Source organism: Piscinibacter sp. XHJ-5 (genome assembly GCF_029855045.1).
GTDB lineage: Bacteria > Pseudomonadota > Gammaproteobacteria > Burkholderiales > Burkholderiaceae_C > Albitalea.
The window spans coordinates 3776587-3793512 of the sequence record NZ_CP123228.1 but is presented as its reverse complement, the minus strand read 5'-3'; the positions used below and the strand labels follow the sequence as shown (position 1 = coordinate 3793512).

Sequence of the window (16926 nt, the reverse complement as noted above, 5' to 3'; positions counted from 1 at the left end):
GCCTGCATTCACAGGTGCTCCGATGACACGAACAGCGCAATCCACCCTGCGCCGGGCGCTGCTGCGCATGGCGCCCACGATGAGCGCCGCCGCCGCCGCATGCGCGCTGCTGGTCGTCTCGACGCCGGCGCAGCCCGCGCCGGACGGCGACGCGTTCGCGGGCATCGCCGCTGCCCGTGTCGAGCAGCAGCTCTGGCGGGAGGTCTACGCAGGGCTGGCGCGCCGCGCCGACCTGGGGGATGCGGACGCAGCGCGGCTCGCGCTGCAGATGCGTCGCCACGGCGTCGCGGTCTACGGCACCGGCTTCGACGCCTCGGCCGCGCAGCTCGAGCGTTGGCGGCAGGTGGCGCAGCGCGACGATGCCGCCTGTCGCTGCGTGGGCTGAGGCAGGACGATCAGGCAGCCGGCGGCGGCTGCGAGCCGGATCCGCCCAGGGCCACGTAGAGCCAGGCCCGCGCCTTGTCCCAGCGACGGCGCACCGTTCGCTCGGTGACGCCTTGCACCTCGGCAATCTCCTGCTCGCTGTACCCGCCGAAGTAGCGCATCTCGACCACCTGCACGAGCTCGGGATCGAGCGTCTCGAGCTCGAGCAGGGCGTCGTTGATGCGCAGCAGCTCGTCGCTGGCGCTGGTGTCGGGCACCTGCAGCGCGTCGTCGCCGCCCAGCGTCACGTGCTCGACGCCGCCGCCATGCCGTTCGGCGCGGTGCTCTCGCGCCGCGTCGATGATGACGTTGCGCATGGTCTTGGCCGCATAGGCGAAGAAGTGGTGACGGTCTTCCAGGCGCAGCCCGCTGGCATTGACCAGGCGCATGAAGCTCTCGTGCACCAGCATGGTGGTGTTCATGGCGTCGGCGCGGCCCTGGCTGTGCAGGCGCGCCCGCGCGACCCGGCGCAGCTCGGGATAGAGGGATTCGAAGACCTGATCGAGTGCCGCCCTGTCGCCCTCGGTGGCGCGACGCAGGAGCATCGTGATGGGCGGCAGATCGGATGGCGTGTCCAACGGCATGGGCGCATTGTCCGCTTTCGCCGGTGCTTTCCGTACGCTCGTTTGGGGACCGGGCCTGGAGAGAGCTTTCAGTTTCGGGATTCCGCGGACCCGGTCGACTGCCTAAGATCGACCGCCAACCAGGTCCCGGGGACTCGATGAGCGCACCGGGCCGCTCCCCAGCGCTCGTACCGGAGCGCGCCGCGCGAAGGGTAGTCCATGAGCCACACGCCGGAGCAGCAGTGGTCCGCGCTGTCGGCCCTCTACGAAGAGGCCGATGCGCTGCCGCCGCATGCGCTGCCGGCCTGGCTGGCGCGCCTGGAGACCCAGCGCCATCCGCTGCTGCCGCAGCTCAAGCGCATGCTCGAGGCGCGTGCCCATCTGGAGACCGACGACTTCCTCGGCACGCTGCCGCGCCTGTCGGCGCGCGATGCACCCGGCGGCAGCGACTGGGCGCCCGGTCGTCGCGTCGGCCCGTATCGACTCGTGCGGCCGCTGGGCGAGGGCGGCATGGCCGAGGTGTGGCTGGCCGACCGCGACGACGGCGTCTTCAAGCGCCAGGTCGCGATCAAGCTTCCCTACCCGCGGCCTGGGCGCGAGACCTTCGCCGTGCGTTTCGACCGCGAGCGCAACATCCTCGCGAGCCTGCGCCATCCGCACATCGCCGCGCTCTACGACGCCGGCGTCACGGCCGAAGGCCAGGCCTGGCTGGCGCTCGAATACGTCGAGGGACAGCCGATCTCGGCCTTCTGCGACGAGCGGCGGCTGCCGGTGCGCGATCGGGTGGTTCTGTTTCGCCAGGTGCTGCTGGCCGTGCAGCACGCGCATGCCAACCTGGTCATCCACCGCGACCTGAAGCCGGTCAACATCCTCGTCACGCCGCAGGGCGAGGCGCGACTGCTCGACTTCGGCATCGCCAAGCTGCTCGAAGCCGAGGGTGACTCGATCGCCGAGACCGAGCTCACGCGCCAGGCCGGCCGCTCGATGACGCCGCGGTACGCAAGTCCCGAGCAGCTCACCGGCCAGCCGCTCACCATCGCGTGCGACGTGTACCAGCTGGGTGTCGTGTTCTACGAGCTCATCTGCGGCGAGCAGCCGTACGAGCTCAAGGTGGCCTCGCCGGCGCAGCTGGAGCACGCGATTCTCGAAACCGACCCGCGCGCCCCGAGCCGCCGCAACCTGACGCCCATCTCGGCGGAGTCGCGCGGCACGACGGTGAAGGCGCTGCGCCGCACCTTGTCGCCGGAGCTCGACGCGATCGCGCTGCGCTGCCTCACGAAGAAGCCGTCCGGGCGGTACTCCTCGGTGGATGCGCTGCTGGCGGACGTGGATCGGTGGCTGGCGGGCGAGGCGGTGTTGGCACGCTCGCCCGGGGCATGGTGGCGCTTCGCGAAGTTCGCCGCGCGGCATCGCGTGGGGGTGGGGCTCGGGCTGGCAGCGGTGCTGTCGCTCGTCGCTGCGACCACGGTCGCGATCGTGCTCGGCTTGCAGGCCCGGGAAGAGTCGGCCCGCGCCGTCTCGGCACGCGACTTCATGCTCAACTTGTTCAAGCACGCCGACCAGGAGAAGTCACGAGGCGCTGACATCACGGCCCGCGAGCTGCTGCAGAGAGGCCGCGCCGACGTCATGAAGCGGCTCGCAGGCCAGCCGCGGCTGCAAGCGGAGCTGCTCGGCGGCATCGCTTCGGTGCAGCTCGACATGGGTGAGTACGTCCACGCCGACAGCACGTTCGCGGAAGTGGTGCGCATCTACAGCGACCTCGGCTTGAACCGCGAAGCCGCGCTCGCGACGGTCGCGCATGCCAACAACGCCATGCGCGCCGGCAACCTGGCGCGTGCCGAGTCGCTGCTGCGGCAGGCGACCGAGCTGGCGGGCCGTCGCGACAACGATCACGAATTGAATGCGCGAAGGGCCGAGGTCGATGGCTGGATCGCGTACCTGCAGAACGACGCGCAGCGCGCACGAACCTTGTTCGCCGAGAGCCGCAGGCACGCCATCGCCGCCTTCGGCCCGCACCATGTGAGGACGCTGGAAGCGGTGCGCGGCCTCATACACGCCGAGCGCAAGCTGCACAACCACGATGGCGCGCTGGCCCTGATGAGCGAGCTGGAATCCATGGCCAGGCGAACGCCGGACATCGCGCCCAAGGACATCGTGGCCCTGGGCCTGGACCGTGCGGACCTGCTGTACGAGTCCGGACGGTACGCCCAGGCGGTCCAGTACCTCGCGGTCGCCATTCCCGACTGCACGCGAGCGGTGGGCCCCAACGACGAGCTGTGCCTTCGCATGCTGGTGCCGCGAGCGCGGGCGATGCTTCGCCTGGGACAGGCACAACAGGTGCGAAGCGACACGGCGCAGCTCGAAGCGCTGGCGAACGACACCTCCTCGCCGACGCTGCAGATCGATGCCTTGCTGACGCTGCTGCGCCTGGAGTCGATGCTCGGAGCCTCGCAGCGGCATCTCGTGCTGCTGGAGAGGGTGCGCGCCTTCGGCCTGTCCGGGGCGGAGGTCGCGGTCAACCCCGCACTCAAGTCGCTGGCGCTCCTGTCGCTTGCCGAAGCGAAGCTGATGACCGGCGACCCCGTGGACGCGCGGCGCTGGATCGAGAAGGTTCTCGCGACGCCTTCGAACAACAGCGCGCCGGCGCCCATCCTGAGCGCGGTGGCGAAATCCCTGCTCGGCGTCTCCTTCCTGCTGAGCGATGATGGCGGCCAGGCGCTTCAATGGCTGAGAGAGGGGCACGACGAGCTGATGCGCGTGCGAGGGGCCGACCATCCGATGACGCAATTGTTCTCGCTCAATCTCGCGCTCGCCTTGCACGGCGCGGGGCAGACCGGCCAGGCCAGGGAGATCGTGCAGCGGGCCGAGCCCATCCTGCTGAGCTCGCTCGGCTCCAGCGCCCCGACGTTCATCCGGGTGCAGCGGCTGAAGGCCCGGCTGCTCCAGGCCCATCCCAAGACTGCAGGCGCCGATGCCCCGGCGTCTGCCAACCCCGGCACCGGTACGCGAGCTCCGATCGGGCTCGATTTCTTCAGCTAACCAACAAGGAACTCCATGAAACGACAAGTCCGGCTGGGTACCTTCATCGCGACCTTCACGACGGCGTACGACGTGGCCCAGGCACAGTCGGCCTCCGTGCCCGTCCCGCCGGCTTCCAAGCCCAGCGATCCGCCCACCACCGACGTGCTTCCGGGCGGCAATGTCACCTGGCTGATCATCGGCCTGGGGATCGGCTTCGTCGCGGGCTACATCGTCGGCCGCAACAGCGTCCGGGACGTGACCGCGGGTCGCTGAGGCTCCCTGACCGGCCCGCCGAGACGGCATGTCCGTTTTGGCGGGCCGGCTCCGTATGTCCTGATGAGCCCGCTGCGAACGCGGGCCGCACAAAAGCAAATCAGGAGTACGGAAGATGAACTCGCACGACACGCTCTTCGACGACGACACGCTGGACAACCCGTGGCCGGCCCTCGGCTGGATCGTCCTGGCGGCGGTGGTGTCGATCACCGCCTTCCTGCTGGCGCCGATGCCATGATCCTCGCGATCGGAATGCCCGGACCGGGTCCGGGCTACAGCTGTTTCTTCACTGCCTCGCCCAGTGCGATCACCGCCATCGCGTAGTAGCTCGACCAGTTGTAGCGCGTGATCGCGTAGAAATTGGTCGTTCCCGCCACGTAGCTGGGTGCGGCGTCGCCGTTCTGCAGCTCGATCAGCGCGAGCTTGCTGGTTTCCAGCGCCAGCGCCGCGTCGGGCAGCAGCGCGCCCAGCTCGACGAACTCTTCCGGACTGAACAGCGGCACGATGTCCGGCCCCAGCAACGTGGCGCGCTGGCTGGTTTCCACCGGCACCGCCACCTCGTAGTGCGTCGGCAGCCCGCGCTGCCAGCCGGCCTTGGCGAGGAAGTTCGCGACGCTTCCGATCACGTCGGCCGTGCTGCCGTGCAGATCGACATGGCCGTCGCCGTCGAAATCCACGGCATGCGCCAGGATGCTGGAGGGCATGAACTGCGGCATGCCCACGGCGCCCGCGTAGCTGCCCCGCCATGACTGGGGATCCACGCCCGCCTGACGGCACAGCACCAGGTGGCTTTCCAGCTCGTCGCGGAAGAACCCGCTGCGGTCGCGGCGCCCGCTGGGGAAATCGAAGCTCAGCGTGGCCAGCGCATCGATGATGCGGAAGCTGCCCATCTGCTGGCCGTAGATCGTCTCCACGCCGACGATGCCCACCACGATCTCGGGCGGCACGCCGTAACGTTCCTCGGCCAGGCGCAGCCAGGCCTCGTTGGCTCTCCAGAAGGCCAGCCCGGCGCGCAGCCGCACCGGCTCGACGAAGCGCGCGCGGTAGGCGTTCCAGTTCTTCGCCGTGCCGGCCGGCGGCGGCATGATCAGCCGCGCCACCGTGGGCACGTACCGCGACTGCGCCAGCGCGGCCTGCACCCAGGCGACGTCCAGGCCGCGCCGCTCGGCCAGCTCGGCGCCGAAGCGCATCACGTCCTCCCGCTGGCCGTAGGTGACGACGTCCGGGGCCTGGTCGCTGCGCACGGCGGCTGCTGAAGCCCGCTTCTTCTTTGCCTTGGCGGGCGCGGACAGCAGGCCCAGGCCGAGGGCCAGCGCAAGGATCACGGGAAGGGATGGGCGGAGTCGAAGCTGCATCGCGCTCAGACGGCGGGGGCCGCGGATCGGTTCCGTCGCAGCGACCGCGCCGTTGCACGGAAGCGCCGGGTCAGCGCGGTGTCGGGCCGGCGGACCGCCATGCGTCCATAGCGCTGGCGCTCGAGCGTGTGCAGCATCTCGACCAGCGCCTCGCCGGCCGTGCCCAGTCGCTCGCGCACCCGCTGTGCCATCGTGCGGGCCGGCTCGTGCGGCGCGGCATCGATGTCGAGCAGGCGCAGCGCTTGCCGCAGGCTGTCCATCTGCCGCACCCACGGATCGACGCGCCGCCGGTCCCACCAGGCCCAGCCCGCGCCGGCCAGTGCGAGAGAGCTCAGCACGCCGATCAGCAGCAGGGTGAGGTCTTCCCAGCTCGGTGCGGCAAAGCCCAGATTGCGCAGCAGCTCCAGCTGCTGTCCTCGCGCGTAGTTCAGCACCCACTGGTTCCAGCGGTTGTTGGTCGCCTCCCAGGCGGTGCGCAGTTCGGCAAGCAGCGCGGGGCTCATCGTGCCGATGGCGCCGGCGACCATCCCCGGCGCGGGCGCGAGGTTCCGGCTGCGCAGCACCCGGTCGGGGGCGACCGCGGCCGTGGGATCGGCCCGCACCCACCCGACGCCCGGCTGCCAGTATTCGGCCCAGGCGTGCGCGTGGCTCTGCCGCACGATGTAGAAGCCGTCCACCGGCGCCCAATCGGTGCCCTGGTAGCCGGTGACGACGCGCGCCGGCACGTCCATCGCCCGCATGACCACGACGAAAGCCGCCGCGAAGTGCTCGCAGAAGCCCAGCTTGCGGTCGAGCCAGAACTCGTCGATCGCGGCGCGCCCGTTGGTCTCGCCATAGACCCCGGGCGCCAGCGTGTAGCTGTAGCCGCCGCTGCGGATGTGCGCGAACACGGCGCCGGCCAGCGCGCGCGCGTCGGCGTGAGCCCACTGCGGTTGCTGCCGCAGGTCCGCGGCCCAGCGCAAGGTGCGCGGGTTGTGCTCGGGCGGCAGGGCCAGCGCGTCGCGCAGCTCGGCGGGCGTGGCGGACGCCGCGTGGCGAAAGGCGGTGTAGGCCTCGGCATCGAAGCGCAGCCGCTCCACCGGCTGGCGATCCGTTCGCCATTGCAGCCCCTCGCGCAGGCTCACGCGGTGGTTCTCGACCACAGGGGCCGTCACGCTGGTCTCGAGCAGGGGGAGCAGCGAAAGCCGCTGCGGCTCCAGCGTCATCTCGTAGTGCAGTGGCCGGCCGAGCGGCTGCAGGCCCAGCTCGGACGGCGAGCGCTCGGCCGCGGGCGCCGGCCACCACTCGCGGCCATCGAAGATCGTCAGGACCGGGCCGCGGAAATACAGCGCATCCGGCGCCGGCACGCGGTCGCGGAAGCGCACCCGCAGCGCCACGGTGTCGTCGAGAGCGACCTCGGCCACCGAGCCCATGCGCATGCTGTTGGACAGCCCGCTCGACGGCCCTGCGTCGCGCGGCATGCCCCACAGCGGACCGAAACGGGGGAACAGCACGAACAGCAGCGCCATGATGGGCGCGCCCAGCAGCGCGGTGCGCATCGCGAGCAGCCCCGCCTGGCGCAGGCCCGGCTGCCCCACGGGCATGTGGGCCAGCACCAGCGCCGTCAGCAGCCCCCACACCGACACCAGCATCATGGCCGCGACGGGCAGCGACTGCGAATAGAGAAAGTGCGTGAGGATGATGAAGAAGCCGAGGAAGAACACCACGAAGGCGTCGCGCCGGGCGCGCAGTTCCAGCGTCTTCAGCGCCATGAGGGCGACGGCCATGGTGACGCCCGGCTCCTTGCCGAGCAGCGTGCGGTAGGTCCACAGCGTGAGCCCGGCCGCGAGGATCAGCACGACGAGCAGCCACCATCGCCCCGGCAGCGGGCCGTTCACCACCGCCAGCTGCGTGCGCCACAGCAGCATCACCGCCGTGAGCGCGGTGCACCACAGCGGCAGGTGCGAGACATGCGGAAGGACCGTCCACGCGATCACGCCGAGCAGGAACAGCGTGTCGCGCGAATCGCGAGGCAGGTGTCGCCAACGCTGAGCGAGGTTCAGCGCCACAGTGCCAGCGCCTCCAGGCAGTCCCGACGGTGCACGGTGCCCTGACCGCGCGGCAGCTCGACGCCGGGCAGCGTGAGGCCGTAGTTCACATGGGCCCGCTCGGCGGCAAGCACCCAGGCTGCCAGGCGCGACAGCCGCTGCTCGGGCGGCAACGAGGCGCAGGCTCGCCAGTCGAGCCACAGCTCCTGCTGAGCGCTTGCGCTGGTGTCGCGGCTGACCAGCTCGCCGCCGGTCTGCATTGCCTTGGCCGACTTCTTCCAGAAGATGGTCTTCAGCGGGTCGCCGCGCCGGTACGCGCGTATGCCTTCGATGTCGCTGCCTTGCAGATGGCGCGAGTGGGTGGTGCCTCCGGGCACCGGCCGCGCCGCAGGCAGCGGCGCCGGCGGCCGCTCGGGCGCCGGGTAGACCAGTACTTCGCCGGCCGGTCGCCAGACCGTCCAGGCGCGGAACAGGCCGAGCGGAAATCGCGTCTCGGCGCTCAGGGTCGGCACCTCGTGACGGCCGCGCGCCGCCGTGACGAAGCTGACCCGCGCGCTCGCCTGGCCACCGGCCGGCACGTCGACCCACGTGAGCGCCCAGCCGCTGCCCGACTCGATCTTCAGCCCGATGCCGTGACGCGCGCCGGCGGGGCTGGACAGCACCACTTCGAGCACCGCCGCCTCCCCGGCGAACACCGGGGCGACCGGCTTCAGGTGCAACGTGAGCCCGCGCAGGGTGTTGTGCGTGAGCTGCAGCGACACCGCGCCGCTGCCGGCAAGCAGGAAGGTGAGCACGTAGCCCAGGTTCAACTGGTAGTTGATGGAGGCGATCAGCAGCGTGACCAGCGTCGCCGCGAACAGCAGCCCGGCGCGCGTGGGCAGGATGTAGATGTTGCGCTGGGTCAGCAGCAGCGTGGCGCTGCGGCGCAAGCGGGCCTGCCACCAGGCGCGGAAACGGCGCCGGACGAAGCCGGCCGGGGTGACCGCAGCGAGACTCACGGCAGCGGCAGCGCCTCGACCATGGCTCGCACCTGCTCGGCGCGTCCACGGCCCGCGCCGGCCACCGGCACCAGGCGATGCGCCGCGGCCTGCGCCAGGATGGCCTGGATGTCGTCGGGCGCCACGTAGTCGCGCTCGCCGAGCAGCGCGCGCGCCTTGGCGGCGCGCAGCACGGCGATGCCGGCGCGCGGGCTCAGCCCCTCCACGAACCATGCCCCCGAGCGGGTGGCCGCGATCAGCGACTGGAGGTAGTCGAGCAGCGCATCGGAGGCGTGCACCGCCAGCACGGCCTTTTGCGCCTCGAGCAGTTCGGCTGGCGTCATGATCGGGCGCAGGCCCTGGATGGCCTGGCGCCGGTCCTGTCCCGCCAGCAGGGCCCGCTCGCTGCTGCGGTCGGGGTAGCCGAGGGTGATGCACATCAGGAAGCGATCGAGCTGCGACTCGGGCAGCGGATAGGTGCCCAGCTGGTCGGTGGGGTTCTGCGTGGCGATGACGAAGAACGGCCGCGGCAGCGCACGCGTCTCGCCCTCGACCGACACCTGCTGCTCCTCCATCGCCTCGAGCAGCGCGCTCTGGGTCTTCGGACCCGCGCGGTTGATCTCGTCGGCCAGCAGCACCTGGGCGAACACCGGCCCGGGGTGGAAGACGAAGGCCTCGCGGCTGCGCTCGTAGACGCTGACGCCGATGAGGTCGGACGGCATCAGGTCGGCGGTGAACTGCACCCGCGAAAACCGCAGGCCCAGCGAGACCGCGAGCGCATGAGCGAGGGTGGTTTTTCCGACCCCGGGAACGTCCTCGATCAGCAGGTGTCCGGCGGCCAGCAGGCAGGCAACGCAGTCCTCGATCTGCGGCCGTTTGCCGACGATGATCGTGCTAATCTGGTCGATCAACCGGGCGAGCTGAGCTGCAAGCGGTGATGGCATGCGGCTGACCATACCCGAAAAATCGGAGCGCCAAGCCAAGATGTCCACCGCCTTTTACAGCCACTCCGATTGCCGCGCACACGACATGGGACCGGGTCATCCCGAATGCCCGCAGCGCCTCGACGCGATCGGCGACCACCTGCGGGCCACCGGGCTCGACATCGCGCTCGAGATGCGCGAGGCGCCGCCGGTGAGCCTGAGCGACGCGGAGCTGGCGCACAGCAGCCGCTACATCGCCGAGCTGCGGGACTTCCTCGAAACGGTGAAGCAAAGCGGCCACTCGCGAGCGATCGATCCCGACACCACCGCCTGCCCGGCCACCTGGGACGCGGTGCAGCGTGCCGCCGGCGCGGCGGTCGCGGCCACCGATGCGGTGATCGACCACGACGTCGACAGCGCGTTCTGCGCCGTGCGCCCGCCCGGCCATCACGCCACCCGCGACCAGGCGATGGGGTTCTGCTTCCTGAACAACGTCGCGATCGCGGCGCGCCACGCGCTCGACGTGCGCGGCCTGAAGCGGGTGGCCATCGTCGACTTCGACGTGCACCACGGGAACGGCACCGAGGACATCATCGCCGGCGACGAGCGCGTGCTGATGGTCAGCATCTTCCAGCACCCGCTGTACCCCTACAGCGGCGCCGTGCCCAAGGGCACCAACATGGTCAACGTACCGGTGCCGCCGTACACCCGCGGCGGCGAGGTGCGCGCGATGATCGAGGCGATGTGGATGCCGCGCCTCGAAAGCTTCCGCCCCGAGATGATCTTCGTGTCCGCCGGCTTCGATGCCCATCGCGACGACGAGCTGGGTCAGCTCGGGCTGGTGGAAGCCGACTACGAGTGGATCACCCGACGCATCAAGGACGTGGCCGACCGCCATGCGCAGGGTCGCATCGTGTCCTGCCTCGAGGGAGGCTATGCGCTGGGCGCGCTGGCGCGCAGCGTGGCGGTGCACCTGAGGGTGCTGTCGGGCATGTAGGCGCTACGGCGGCATTTCCGCCGGCAGCTTGATGCGAAAGCGCCCATCGCTGCCTTCGGCCGGCGCGCTCGCGCCGCTCTTGGGCGGCTCGGCCCGCTTGTCGGTGTCGGGCTTGTCGGCAGGCGTCTCGAAGAAGCCGAGGTCGGCAGCCTGAGCCGCGCCGAGCAGGCCATTGAAGGCGGCGAACAAGGCGAAGTGACGGACGATGCTCATGTGACGGCTCCGACGGCGAGGCGGAGCCGATGATGCCGAAGCGGCGCGTCCCTTGTCCACGGTGGTTTGCCCGCTCCCGCCTGCTATGGTTGCGCCCTGTCGCCACACCGCTCGCGCTTCCATGTCCCGACCGCTCGATTCCGACGAGCTCCGCGCTCTCGCCGGCTCGCTGCTGCAGCCCAGTGCCTTCACCGAGCTCGCGCTCGTCGCCGCCAGCCTTGCCATCTCGTGGACCGTCGTGCGCCTGCTCCGTGGCACGCAGGTCAAGGCGGCATCGGTGCTGTTCGGACAGCGCGTGGTCGACGGCGTGCTGTTTCCGGTGCTGGCGCTGGTGATGGCATTCGTCGCCCGCGGCCTGCTGCCCTCGCTGGGGGTGCCGCTGGCGGTGTTCAAGGTCGCCATTCCGGTGCTGGTCTCGCTGGTGGTCATCCGCCTGACCGTGCGAGTGCTCGGCGCGGCGTTCCCGGCCTCGAGCGCCATCCGGGCCATCGAGCGCACCGTGTCATGGCTGGCGTGGATCGGCGTCGTGCTGTGGATCACCGGCGTGCTTCCCATGGTGATGCAGGAGCTTGACACCATCACCTGGACGCTGGGCACGGCGCGCATCTCGCTGCGCAACGTCGTCGAGGGCTCCCTGTCGGCCGTCGTCGTGCTGGTGCTCGCGCTGTGGCTGTCGGCGGTGATCGAAGCCAGCCTGATCAAGGGCGCCGCCGCGTCGAACCTGTCGTTGCGCAAGATCGCCGCGAGCGCAGTGCGCGCCATCCTGCTGTTCATCGGCCTGCTGGTCGCGCTGTCGGCCGCCGGCATCGACCTCACCGCGCTCAGCGTGCTGGGCGGCGCCGTCGGCGTGGGCCTGGGCTTCGGCCTGCAGAAGATCGCCGCCAACTACATCAGCGGCTTCGTCATCCTGGCCGAGCAAAGCCTGCGCATCGGGGACATGGTCAAGGTCGACAACTTCGAAGGCCGCATCACCGATATCCGCACCCGCTACACCGTGATCCGCTCGCTCGGCGGGCGCGAAGCCATCGTGCCGAACGAGATCCTGATCACGCAGCGGGTCGAGAACTCGTCGCTGGCCGATCCGCGCGTCGTCATCGCGAGCCAGGTCCAGGTGGCGTACGGCACCGACGTGCGCGCCCTGCAAGCCAAGCTCGAGGCGGCGATACGCGCGGTGCCGCGTGTGCTGGTCGATCCGGCGCCGTCCGTGCAGCTCGGCGGCTTCGGCGCCGACGGCATGGACCTGACGCTGAACTTCTGGATCCGCGACCCGGAGAACGGGCAGGGCAACGTGAGGTCGGATGTCAATCTCGCGGTGCTCGACGTGCTGAACGCCGAGGGCGTCGAGATTCCGTTTCCGCAGCGCGTGGTGCGCACTATCGCGGTGCCGACCAAGGAGACCCCATGACGAACAAGACCTGGATGCTGCGGCCGGCAGTGCTCGCGACCGCCTTGTTGCTGGCCTCGTGCGCCGCACCGCCGCCGGCCGACTTCGGCTATCGCGTGCCCGACCATGCGCAACGTGCGCCGGAGGCTGCCAGTGGCTACGCCGACAAGCCGGGCTGGTCGGCCAGCCGCTTCATGGTCGCCGCCGCCAACCCGCTGGCCACCGACGCCGGCTACCAGGTGCTGAAGGCCGGCGGCAGCGCCGTCGATGCGGCGATCGCGGTGCAGATGGTGCTCGGTCTCGTCGAGCCGCAATCGTCCGGCATCGGCGGCGGCCTGTTCCTGATGCACCACGACGGCAAGACGGTGCAGGCCATCGACGGCCGCGAGACCGCGCCCGCCGCGGCCACGCCCGAACTCTTCGTGAAGGAAGGCAAGGCCATGGCGTTCATGGAAGGCGTGGTCGGAGGGCGCTCGGTCGGCGCGCCGGGCGCCTTGCGTGCGCTGGAGCTGGCGCACAGGCAGCACGGCAAGCTGCCCTGGAAGGCGTTGTTCCAGCCGGCGATCCAGCTCGCCGAGCAAGGCTTTCGCCTCAGCCCGCGCCTGTTCGCCAACCTGAGCGACGACGGGTCGAAGACGCTGCGCAACGATGCGGTGGCGGCGGCCTATTTCCTGCAGCCCGACGGGTCGCCCAAGCCGATCGGCACGCTGCTGCGCAACCCGGACTACGCGGGCCTGCTGCGCGACATTGCCGAGCGCGGCCCCAGCGCTTTCTACGAGGGCGCCGTGGCGCGCGACATCGCCGCCAAGGTGCGCAGCCATCCCACCAACCCGGGGCTGCTGACCGAGGCCGACATCGCCGGCTACCGCGCCAAGGTCCGCGAGCCGCTTTGCTTCGACTACAAGGCGTGGCGGCTGTGCGGCATGCCGCCGCCGTCGTCCGGCACGCTGGCGATCGCCCAGATGCTGGGCATGCTGGCCGCCCGCAAGCTCGAGTCGGCGCCTCCCGTCCAGGCCTCCTTCGGCCTGGAGCCCAGCGCGGAAGCGGTGCACCTGCTGAGCGAGGCCGGCCGGCTCGCCTATGCCGACCGCGGCCGCTATGTCGCCGATCCCGACTTCGTGCCGCTGCCCGGCGGCAGCGCCCGCGCGCTGCTCAGCCCCGACTACCTGCAGCAGCGCGCCGCGCTGATCACCGACCGCAGCATGGGCCGCGCGCAGCCCGGCGTGCCGGCTGCGCCGCTGGCAAGCCTGGCCGACGACCGCAGTCCGGAGCTGATGTCGACCTCGCATGTCTCGGTCGTCGACGGCCATGGCAACGCGCTCGCGATGACGACGACGATCGAGAACGTCTTCGGCTCGCAGCTGATGGTGCGCGGGATCATGCTGAACAACGAGCTCACCGACTTCTCGTTCGTCCCGTCCGAGAACGGCGTGCCCATCGCCAACCGCGTGCAGGGCGGCAAGCGGCCCCGCTCGTCGATGTCGCCGATCCTGGTGTTCGATCGCAGCACGCAGCAGCTGGTGATGAGCGCCGGATCGCCGGGTGGCTCGGCCATCATCAACTACACCGCGAAGGTGCTGGTCGGCACGCTCGACTGGGGCCTGAACGTGCAGCAGGCCATCTCGCTGCCGAACTTCGGCTCGCGCAACGGTCCCACCGAGCTGGAGGAGGGACGCGCGTCGCCGGCTCTGGTCGACGCGCTGAAGGCGCGCGGGCACGAGGTGCGGGTGATGACGCAGACGAGCGGATTGCAGGCCATCCAGCGTGTCGGCCAGGATGGACGCACGACGTGGTTCGGCGGCGCCGATCCACGCCGCGAAGGGATCGTGATGGGCGAGTAGGCGGGCTGGGCACGGGGCGGGCGAGAGCGGTCAGCGGTTGCCCGCCGCCACAGGGGCCAGCTGCTTCAGATGCGCGTAGAGGGCCTTCGCATCGTTGTCGCTCAGCTCGCGCAGCGACGTGAAGGGCATGACGCTGCTCACCTCGCTGCCGTCGGGCCGCTTGCCGGTGCGCAGCATCGCGACGAACTGATCGGCGCTGGCGTACCGTGCCATGGCGCTGTCGCTGCCGGGCGTGAGGTTGGCTGCGGCCGGCCATGCCGGCGGGGCGCCGGGGATCTTTCCGCCCGACAGCGTGGCGCCATGGCAGCCGATGCACATGGTCGCGACGTAGGCGCCGTGAACGGGTGACCCGTCCTCGGTGACCGGCGCCGCCGGCGGCAGGGCGTGATCGATCTTCTCGGCTGCGTCGCGGATCACGCCCGCCGCGTAGAGCGTCTTCACCAGCGGCGGCACGCGGGCCACCAGGGCTTCGCCGGCGGTCGCAGGCAGCTGCTTCACGTAGGCGATCAGCGCGCCGAGATCGGCGTCGCTGAGTCGGCTGTAGTCCTCGCTGGGCATGATGAACACCGGCTGTCCACCCGGCTTCACGCCGTGCCGAAGCGTGCGCACCCAGTCCTCGGCCGTGTAGCGGCCGACGACGCCGCCGGGTCCCGGGCTGATGTTGGGCGCCTTCACGAAGAGTCCGCCGTCGTCGATGAACGCCCTGCCGCCGCCGGTCGCGCCGTGGCAGTCGACGCAGCCGCGCGTCGCGAACAGGTAGCGGCCGCGCTCGAGGCTCGCGCCGTCGGACGGAATGGCCACCGCCTTGACGGAGACCTCGACATGGCGCATCGCCTTGCGGTCGCCGAGATAGGCGCCCAGCGCGAGGCCGGCCGCAGCGAGCGCCCCGAGGCCGACGACCGTCAGCAGCGAGCGCTTGATCCACTTGTGCATGGCGTTCTCCTGGGCCGCTCGCTCACGCCACGCGCGAGGCGGCGGACAGCGGCATCCACGGCTCGACGCCGATCGCCGGCGCCAGCTTGACCCAGGCGATGTCGTCGAGGTGGGGCCGCACGTACCCGACCAGCGCCTGGAAGGCATGCGGCGGCAGCTGCGCCTTCATGCCGTTGAGCAGGCCCGCCCGTTCGGCCGGGCCGAGCGCGGGCAGCATCCAGCGCATCACATCCAGCACCTCCTGCGGCGGGATGCTGGCCATGAGGCGCCCGTGCAGCGCCATCAGCTCCTGGTCGGTGTAGTGCGCCCACAGCGTCGCGTTGTGCACCGTCTCCTCGATGTGCATGTGCTCGAAGTTCTCGGCGACGAAGAGCGCCAGGTGGCGATACAGGCGCAGTGCGACGGCGGGACGCTGCCCGGCGCCCCCGCGGCGAAGCTGCTGCGCCTCGTCGCGCAGTGCGGCGATGCTCTCCAGGTGCTCGCGATGCTCGTCCGCGATGCGGCCCGACGCGCCCGGCTGACGCGCTTCGATGGCGGTGTGCACGAAGTCGTTCTCGTGCCGCAGGTGCTTCTCGCACAGCGTCAGCAGCGCGTCGAGCTGCTCCAGCGTGGGCTCCATGTCGTCCGTGTCGGCGGTGTCGATGCGGCCCACGCGGCCCAGCGTGTCCATCATGAAGCTGCGCAGGGCCTTGTGGATGCCTGCGTAGAGATCGAGGCGCGGCGTCACGGCATGCGTGGCGAGAAGGGTGTCGGTGCTCATTCGGGTCTCCTCGGAAGAAAAGGGGTTCAGGCGGCAAGGGCGTCTGCGGCCGGCTCGGCCGCGGCCTGCGAGATGCCCAGCGCAAGGGCCAGCCGGTTCCAGCGGTCCTCGTCCATGCGTTCGGCCAGCACCGCCAGCGCGCTGTGGAAGCGTGCCGCGCTGGTGCTCGCATGCAGCTCGTCGAGCAGCCCGGCGAGCTCCTGCGGCGTCAGCGCGCCTTCCATCCAGGTCAGCGCGCCGCGCAGCTCCTCGTCGTCGAGCCGCTGCAGGCGCAGGCCGACCGGCTCGGACAGCGACCCCACGCGGGCGCGCTTCTCGTCGAGCTGCAGGCGCACGAGCTGGTGGCCGACCAGGCCGACCATGTCGCGGTACAGCTGCGCCGCGATGCCCCGCCGCTGGCTGGCCGCGCCGTGGCGCAGGGCATGCATTGCGTCGCGCCAGCCGTCGCGTGGCTCGCCGAGCACGTCGAGCAGGCGCTCCAGCAGGTTCAGCGCGCCGTCGACGTCGTGCGCGTCGGTCACGTCCAGGGAGCCGATGCGCACCAGCGTCTCGAACATGAAGTGCCGCGTCGCCTTGTGCGCGGCGACGACGATGTCCAGCGTGGCGGCGTCCGGCGGCGGGGCGCGGCGGGACAGGGCATGGGCGAACGGGGCGGCGGCGTGCATGGCGGATCTCCGGGCGGGTCGTGGTGGGATGGCCGGAAGTCTCGTTGCGGCGCGGCCGCCGCACATCGGTCGAAGGAGCCATGGGCCGGTGCGCCGGCGGGCCACCCCGTTCAGGGGTGGCGGGCCATGGGCCGCGCCGGCTACCGGCCAGCTGGGCGCGTCAGGCCGGCCGGGACACCGGTGACGGCGGCGCGGTGAACACCCAGATCAGCTGGAGCGGCGCGCTGCCGTTGTTGACCAGCTCGAACGCCGATCCGGCCGGGATGACCAGCGTGCAGGGCCCGCTGAAGCGCTGCGGGCCGCCGTCGATCAGCAGCTTGCCGGCGCCGGCCAGGGCCAGCACCACCAGCTCGCCGGGGTGGCTGAGCGACTCGGTGTGCGCGCCGGTCTCGAGGGTGCGCACCCAGACTTCGAAGGCGCGGATGCCGCGGCTGACGTCGGCGGCGGGGATGCGCAGCTCGCCGGCGGCGCTGAGATGGGGCAGATGAGCGTGTTGAACGACGTGCATGAGGACGGCCTGTCTCGCGCAGGCTCGCAGTGAGGGATGCTGGCAGTGTTGCCAGCACCAGCG

At 70.9% G+C, this 16926-nt stretch carries 17 protein-coding genes; 7 read left to right on the top strand and 10 right to left on the bottom strand.

Annotation, left to right across the window (positions count from 1 at the left end; all coding sequences use genetic code 11):
• Positions 1-22 precede the first annotated feature (22 nt).
• Positions 23-385, top strand: coding sequence for a hypothetical protein (locus P7V53_RS17885; RefSeq protein WP_280150837.1), 363 nt, complete (start codon positions 23-25; stop codon positions 383-385).
• 10 nt (positions 386-395) lie between these two features.
• Here the strand turns inward: P7V53_RS17885 and P7V53_RS17880 are convergent, their stop codons facing one another.
• Positions 396-1007 carry an ECF-type sigma factor gene (locus tag P7V53_RS17880; RefSeq protein WP_280150836.1) on the bottom strand — a complete coding sequence of 204 codons (612 nt, stop codon included), beginning with the start codon at positions 1005-1007 and terminating at the stop codon, positions 396-398.
• Between the two features lie 198 nt (positions 1008-1205).
• Between P7V53_RS17880 and P7V53_RS17875 the strand changes: the two genes are divergently transcribed.
• The 3 genes from P7V53_RS17875 (at position 1206) to P7V53_RS17865 (ending at position 4518) form a co-directional block, all read left to right on the top strand.
• Positions 1206-4025: a serine/threonine-protein kinase gene (locus P7V53_RS17875; RefSeq protein WP_280150834.1), complete on the top strand. Its 2820-nt coding sequence runs from the start codon at positions 1206-1208 to the stop codon at positions 4023-4025.
• Between the two features lie 15 nt (positions 4026-4040).
• Positions 4041-4280 (top strand): hypothetical protein, encoded by a 240-nt coding sequence (locus P7V53_RS17870; RefSeq protein WP_280150832.1) that lies wholly within the window; start codon positions 4041-4043, stop codon positions 4278-4280.
• 115 nt (positions 4281-4395) lie between these two features.
• Positions 4396-4518 carry a hypothetical protein gene (locus tag P7V53_RS17865; RefSeq protein ID WP_280150831.1) on the top strand — a complete coding sequence of 41 codons (123 nt, stop codon included), beginning with the start codon at positions 4396-4398 and terminating at the stop codon, positions 4516-4518.
• A 34-nt stretch (positions 4519-4552) separates the two neighbouring features.
• On the opposite strand, the gene mltB is transcribed toward P7V53_RS17865, so the two are convergent.
• Genes mltB through P7V53_RS17845 form a run of 4 tightly spaced genes read right to left on the bottom strand, consistent with a single transcriptional unit; the run spans position 4553 to position 9583 of the window.
• Positions 4553-5635 carry a lytic murein transglycosylase B gene (gene mltB, locus P7V53_RS17860; protein ID WP_280150829.1) on the bottom strand — a complete coding sequence of 361 codons (1083 nt, stop codon included), beginning with the start codon at positions 5633-5635 and terminating at the stop codon, positions 4553-4555.
• A gap of 5 nt (positions 5636-5640) precedes the next feature.
• Positions 5641-7683 (bottom strand): DUF3488 and transglutaminase-like domain-containing protein, encoded by a 2043-nt coding sequence (locus tag P7V53_RS17855; RefSeq protein ID WP_280150827.1) that lies wholly within the window; start codon positions 7681-7683, stop codon positions 5641-5643.
• Positions 7674-8660 carry a DUF58 domain-containing protein gene (locus tag P7V53_RS17850; RefSeq protein ID WP_280150825.1) on the bottom strand — a complete coding sequence of 329 codons (987 nt, stop codon included), beginning with the start codon at positions 8658-8660 and terminating at the stop codon, positions 7674-7676. The genes P7V53_RS17855 and P7V53_RS17850 overlap by 10 nt, the downstream gene beginning before the upstream one ends.
• Positions 8657-9583 carry an AAA family ATPase gene (locus tag P7V53_RS17845; protein ID WP_280150823.1) on the bottom strand — a complete coding sequence of 309 codons (927 nt, stop codon included), beginning with the start codon at positions 9581-9583 and terminating at the stop codon, positions 8657-8659. Before P7V53_RS17845 ends, P7V53_RS17850 begins: the two co-directional genes overlap by 4 nt.
• Before the next feature lie 40 nt (positions 9584-9623).
• On the opposite strand from P7V53_RS17845, the gene P7V53_RS17840 reads away from it, so the two are divergent.
• Positions 9624-10559, top strand: coding sequence for a histone deacetylase family protein (locus P7V53_RS17840; protein ID WP_280150822.1), 936 nt, complete (start codon positions 9624-9626; stop codon positions 10557-10559).
• 3 nt (positions 10560-10562) lie between these two features.
• Here the strand turns inward: P7V53_RS17840 and P7V53_RS17835 are convergent, their stop codons facing one another.
• Positions 10563-10772 carry a hypothetical protein gene (locus tag P7V53_RS17835; protein ID WP_280150821.1) on the bottom strand — a complete coding sequence of 70 codons (210 nt, stop codon included), beginning with the start codon at positions 10770-10772 and terminating at the stop codon, positions 10563-10565.
• Positions 10773-10893: 121 nt separating this feature from the next.
• On the opposite strand from P7V53_RS17835, the gene P7V53_RS17830 reads away from it, so the two are divergent.
• Together P7V53_RS17830 and ggt are read left to right on the top strand one after the other, a co-directional pair.
• Positions 10894-12177: a mechanosensitive ion channel domain-containing protein gene (locus P7V53_RS17830; protein ID WP_280150819.1), complete on the top strand. Its 1284-nt coding sequence runs from the start codon at positions 10894-10896 to the stop codon at positions 12175-12177.
• Positions 12174-13997, top strand: coding sequence for a gamma-glutamyltransferase (ggt, locus tag P7V53_RS17825; RefSeq protein WP_280150818.1), 1824 nt, complete (start codon positions 12174-12176; stop codon positions 13995-13997). The genes P7V53_RS17830 and ggt overlap by 4 nt, the downstream gene beginning before the upstream one ends.
• Positions 13998-14027: 30 nt before the next feature.
• On the opposite strand, the gene P7V53_RS17820 is transcribed toward ggt, so the two are convergent.
• From P7V53_RS17820 to P7V53_RS17805, 4 genes are all read right to left on the bottom strand, one after another.
• Positions 14028-14930: a cytochrome c gene (locus P7V53_RS17820; RefSeq protein ID WP_280150817.1), complete on the bottom strand. Its 903-nt coding sequence runs from the start codon at positions 14928-14930 to the stop codon at positions 14028-14030.
• 22 nt (positions 14931-14952) lie between these two features.
• Positions 14953-15690, bottom strand: coding sequence for a hypothetical protein (locus P7V53_RS17815; RefSeq protein ID WP_280150815.1), 738 nt, complete (start codon positions 15688-15690; stop codon positions 14953-14955).
• Positions 15691-15716: 26 nt separating this feature from the next.
• Complete coding sequence (locus P7V53_RS17810; protein WP_280150813.1) at positions 15717-16355, bottom strand: hypothetical protein; 639 nt, start codon at positions 16353-16355, stop codon at positions 15717-15719.
• 160 nt (positions 16356-16515) lie between these two features.
• Positions 16516-16863 (bottom strand): cupin domain-containing protein, encoded by a 348-nt coding sequence (locus P7V53_RS17805; RefSeq protein WP_280150811.1) that lies wholly within the window; start codon positions 16861-16863, stop codon positions 16516-16518.
• Positions 16864-16926: the final 63 nt, after the last annotated feature.

Coding starts and splice junctions, on each gene's coding strand:
- P7V53_RS17885 (WP_280150837.1), top strand. CDS start 23: ATGACACGAACAGCGCAATCCACCCTGCGCCGGGCGCTGCTGCGCATG.
- P7V53_RS17880 (WP_280150836.1), bottom strand. CDS start 1,007: ATGCCGTTGGACACGCCATCCGATCTGCCGCCCATCACGATGCTCCTG.
- P7V53_RS17875 (WP_280150834.1), top strand. CDS start 1,206: ATGAGCCACACGCCGGAGCAGCAGTGGTCCGCGCTGTCGGCCCTCTAC.
- P7V53_RS17870 (WP_280150832.1), top strand. CDS start 4,041: ATGAAACGACAAGTCCGGCTGGGTACCTTCATCGCGACCTTCACGACG.
- P7V53_RS17865 (WP_280150831.1), top strand. CDS start 4,396: ATGAACTCGCACGACACGCTCTTCGACGACGACACGCTGGACAACCCG.
- mltB (WP_280150829.1), bottom strand. CDS start 5,635: ATGCAGCTTCGACTCCGCCCATCCCTTCCCGTGATCCTTGCGCTGGCC.
- P7V53_RS17845 (WP_280150823.1), bottom strand. CDS start 9,583: ATGCCATCACCGCTTGCAGCTCAGCTCGCCCGGTTGATCGACCAGATT.
- P7V53_RS17840 (WP_280150822.1), top strand. CDS start 9,624: ATGTCCACCGCCTTTTACAGCCACTCCGATTGCCGCGCACACGACATG.
- P7V53_RS17835 (WP_280150821.1), bottom strand. CDS start 10,772: ATGAGCATCGTCCGTCACTTCGCCTTGTTCGCCGCCTTCAATGGCCTG.
- P7V53_RS17830 (WP_280150819.1), top strand. CDS start 10,894: ATGTCCCGACCGCTCGATTCCGACGAGCTCCGCGCTCTCGCCGGCTCG.
- ggt (WP_280150818.1), top strand. CDS start 12,174: ATGACGAACAAGACCTGGATGCTGCGGCCGGCAGTGCTCGCGACCGCC.
- P7V53_RS17820 (WP_280150817.1), bottom strand. CDS start 14,930: ATGCACAAGTGGATCAAGCGCTCGCTGCTGACGGTCGTCGGCCTCGGG.
- P7V53_RS17815 (WP_280150815.1), bottom strand. CDS start 15,690: ATGAGCACCGACACCCTTCTCGCCACGCATGCCGTGACGCCGCGCCTC.
- P7V53_RS17810 (WP_280150813.1), bottom strand. CDS start 16,355: ATGCACGCCGCCGCCCCGTTCGCCCATGCCCTGTCCCGCCGCGCCCCG.
- P7V53_RS17805 (WP_280150811.1), bottom strand. CDS start 16,863: ATGCACGTCGTTCAACACGCTCATCTGCCCCATCTCAGCGCCGCCGGC.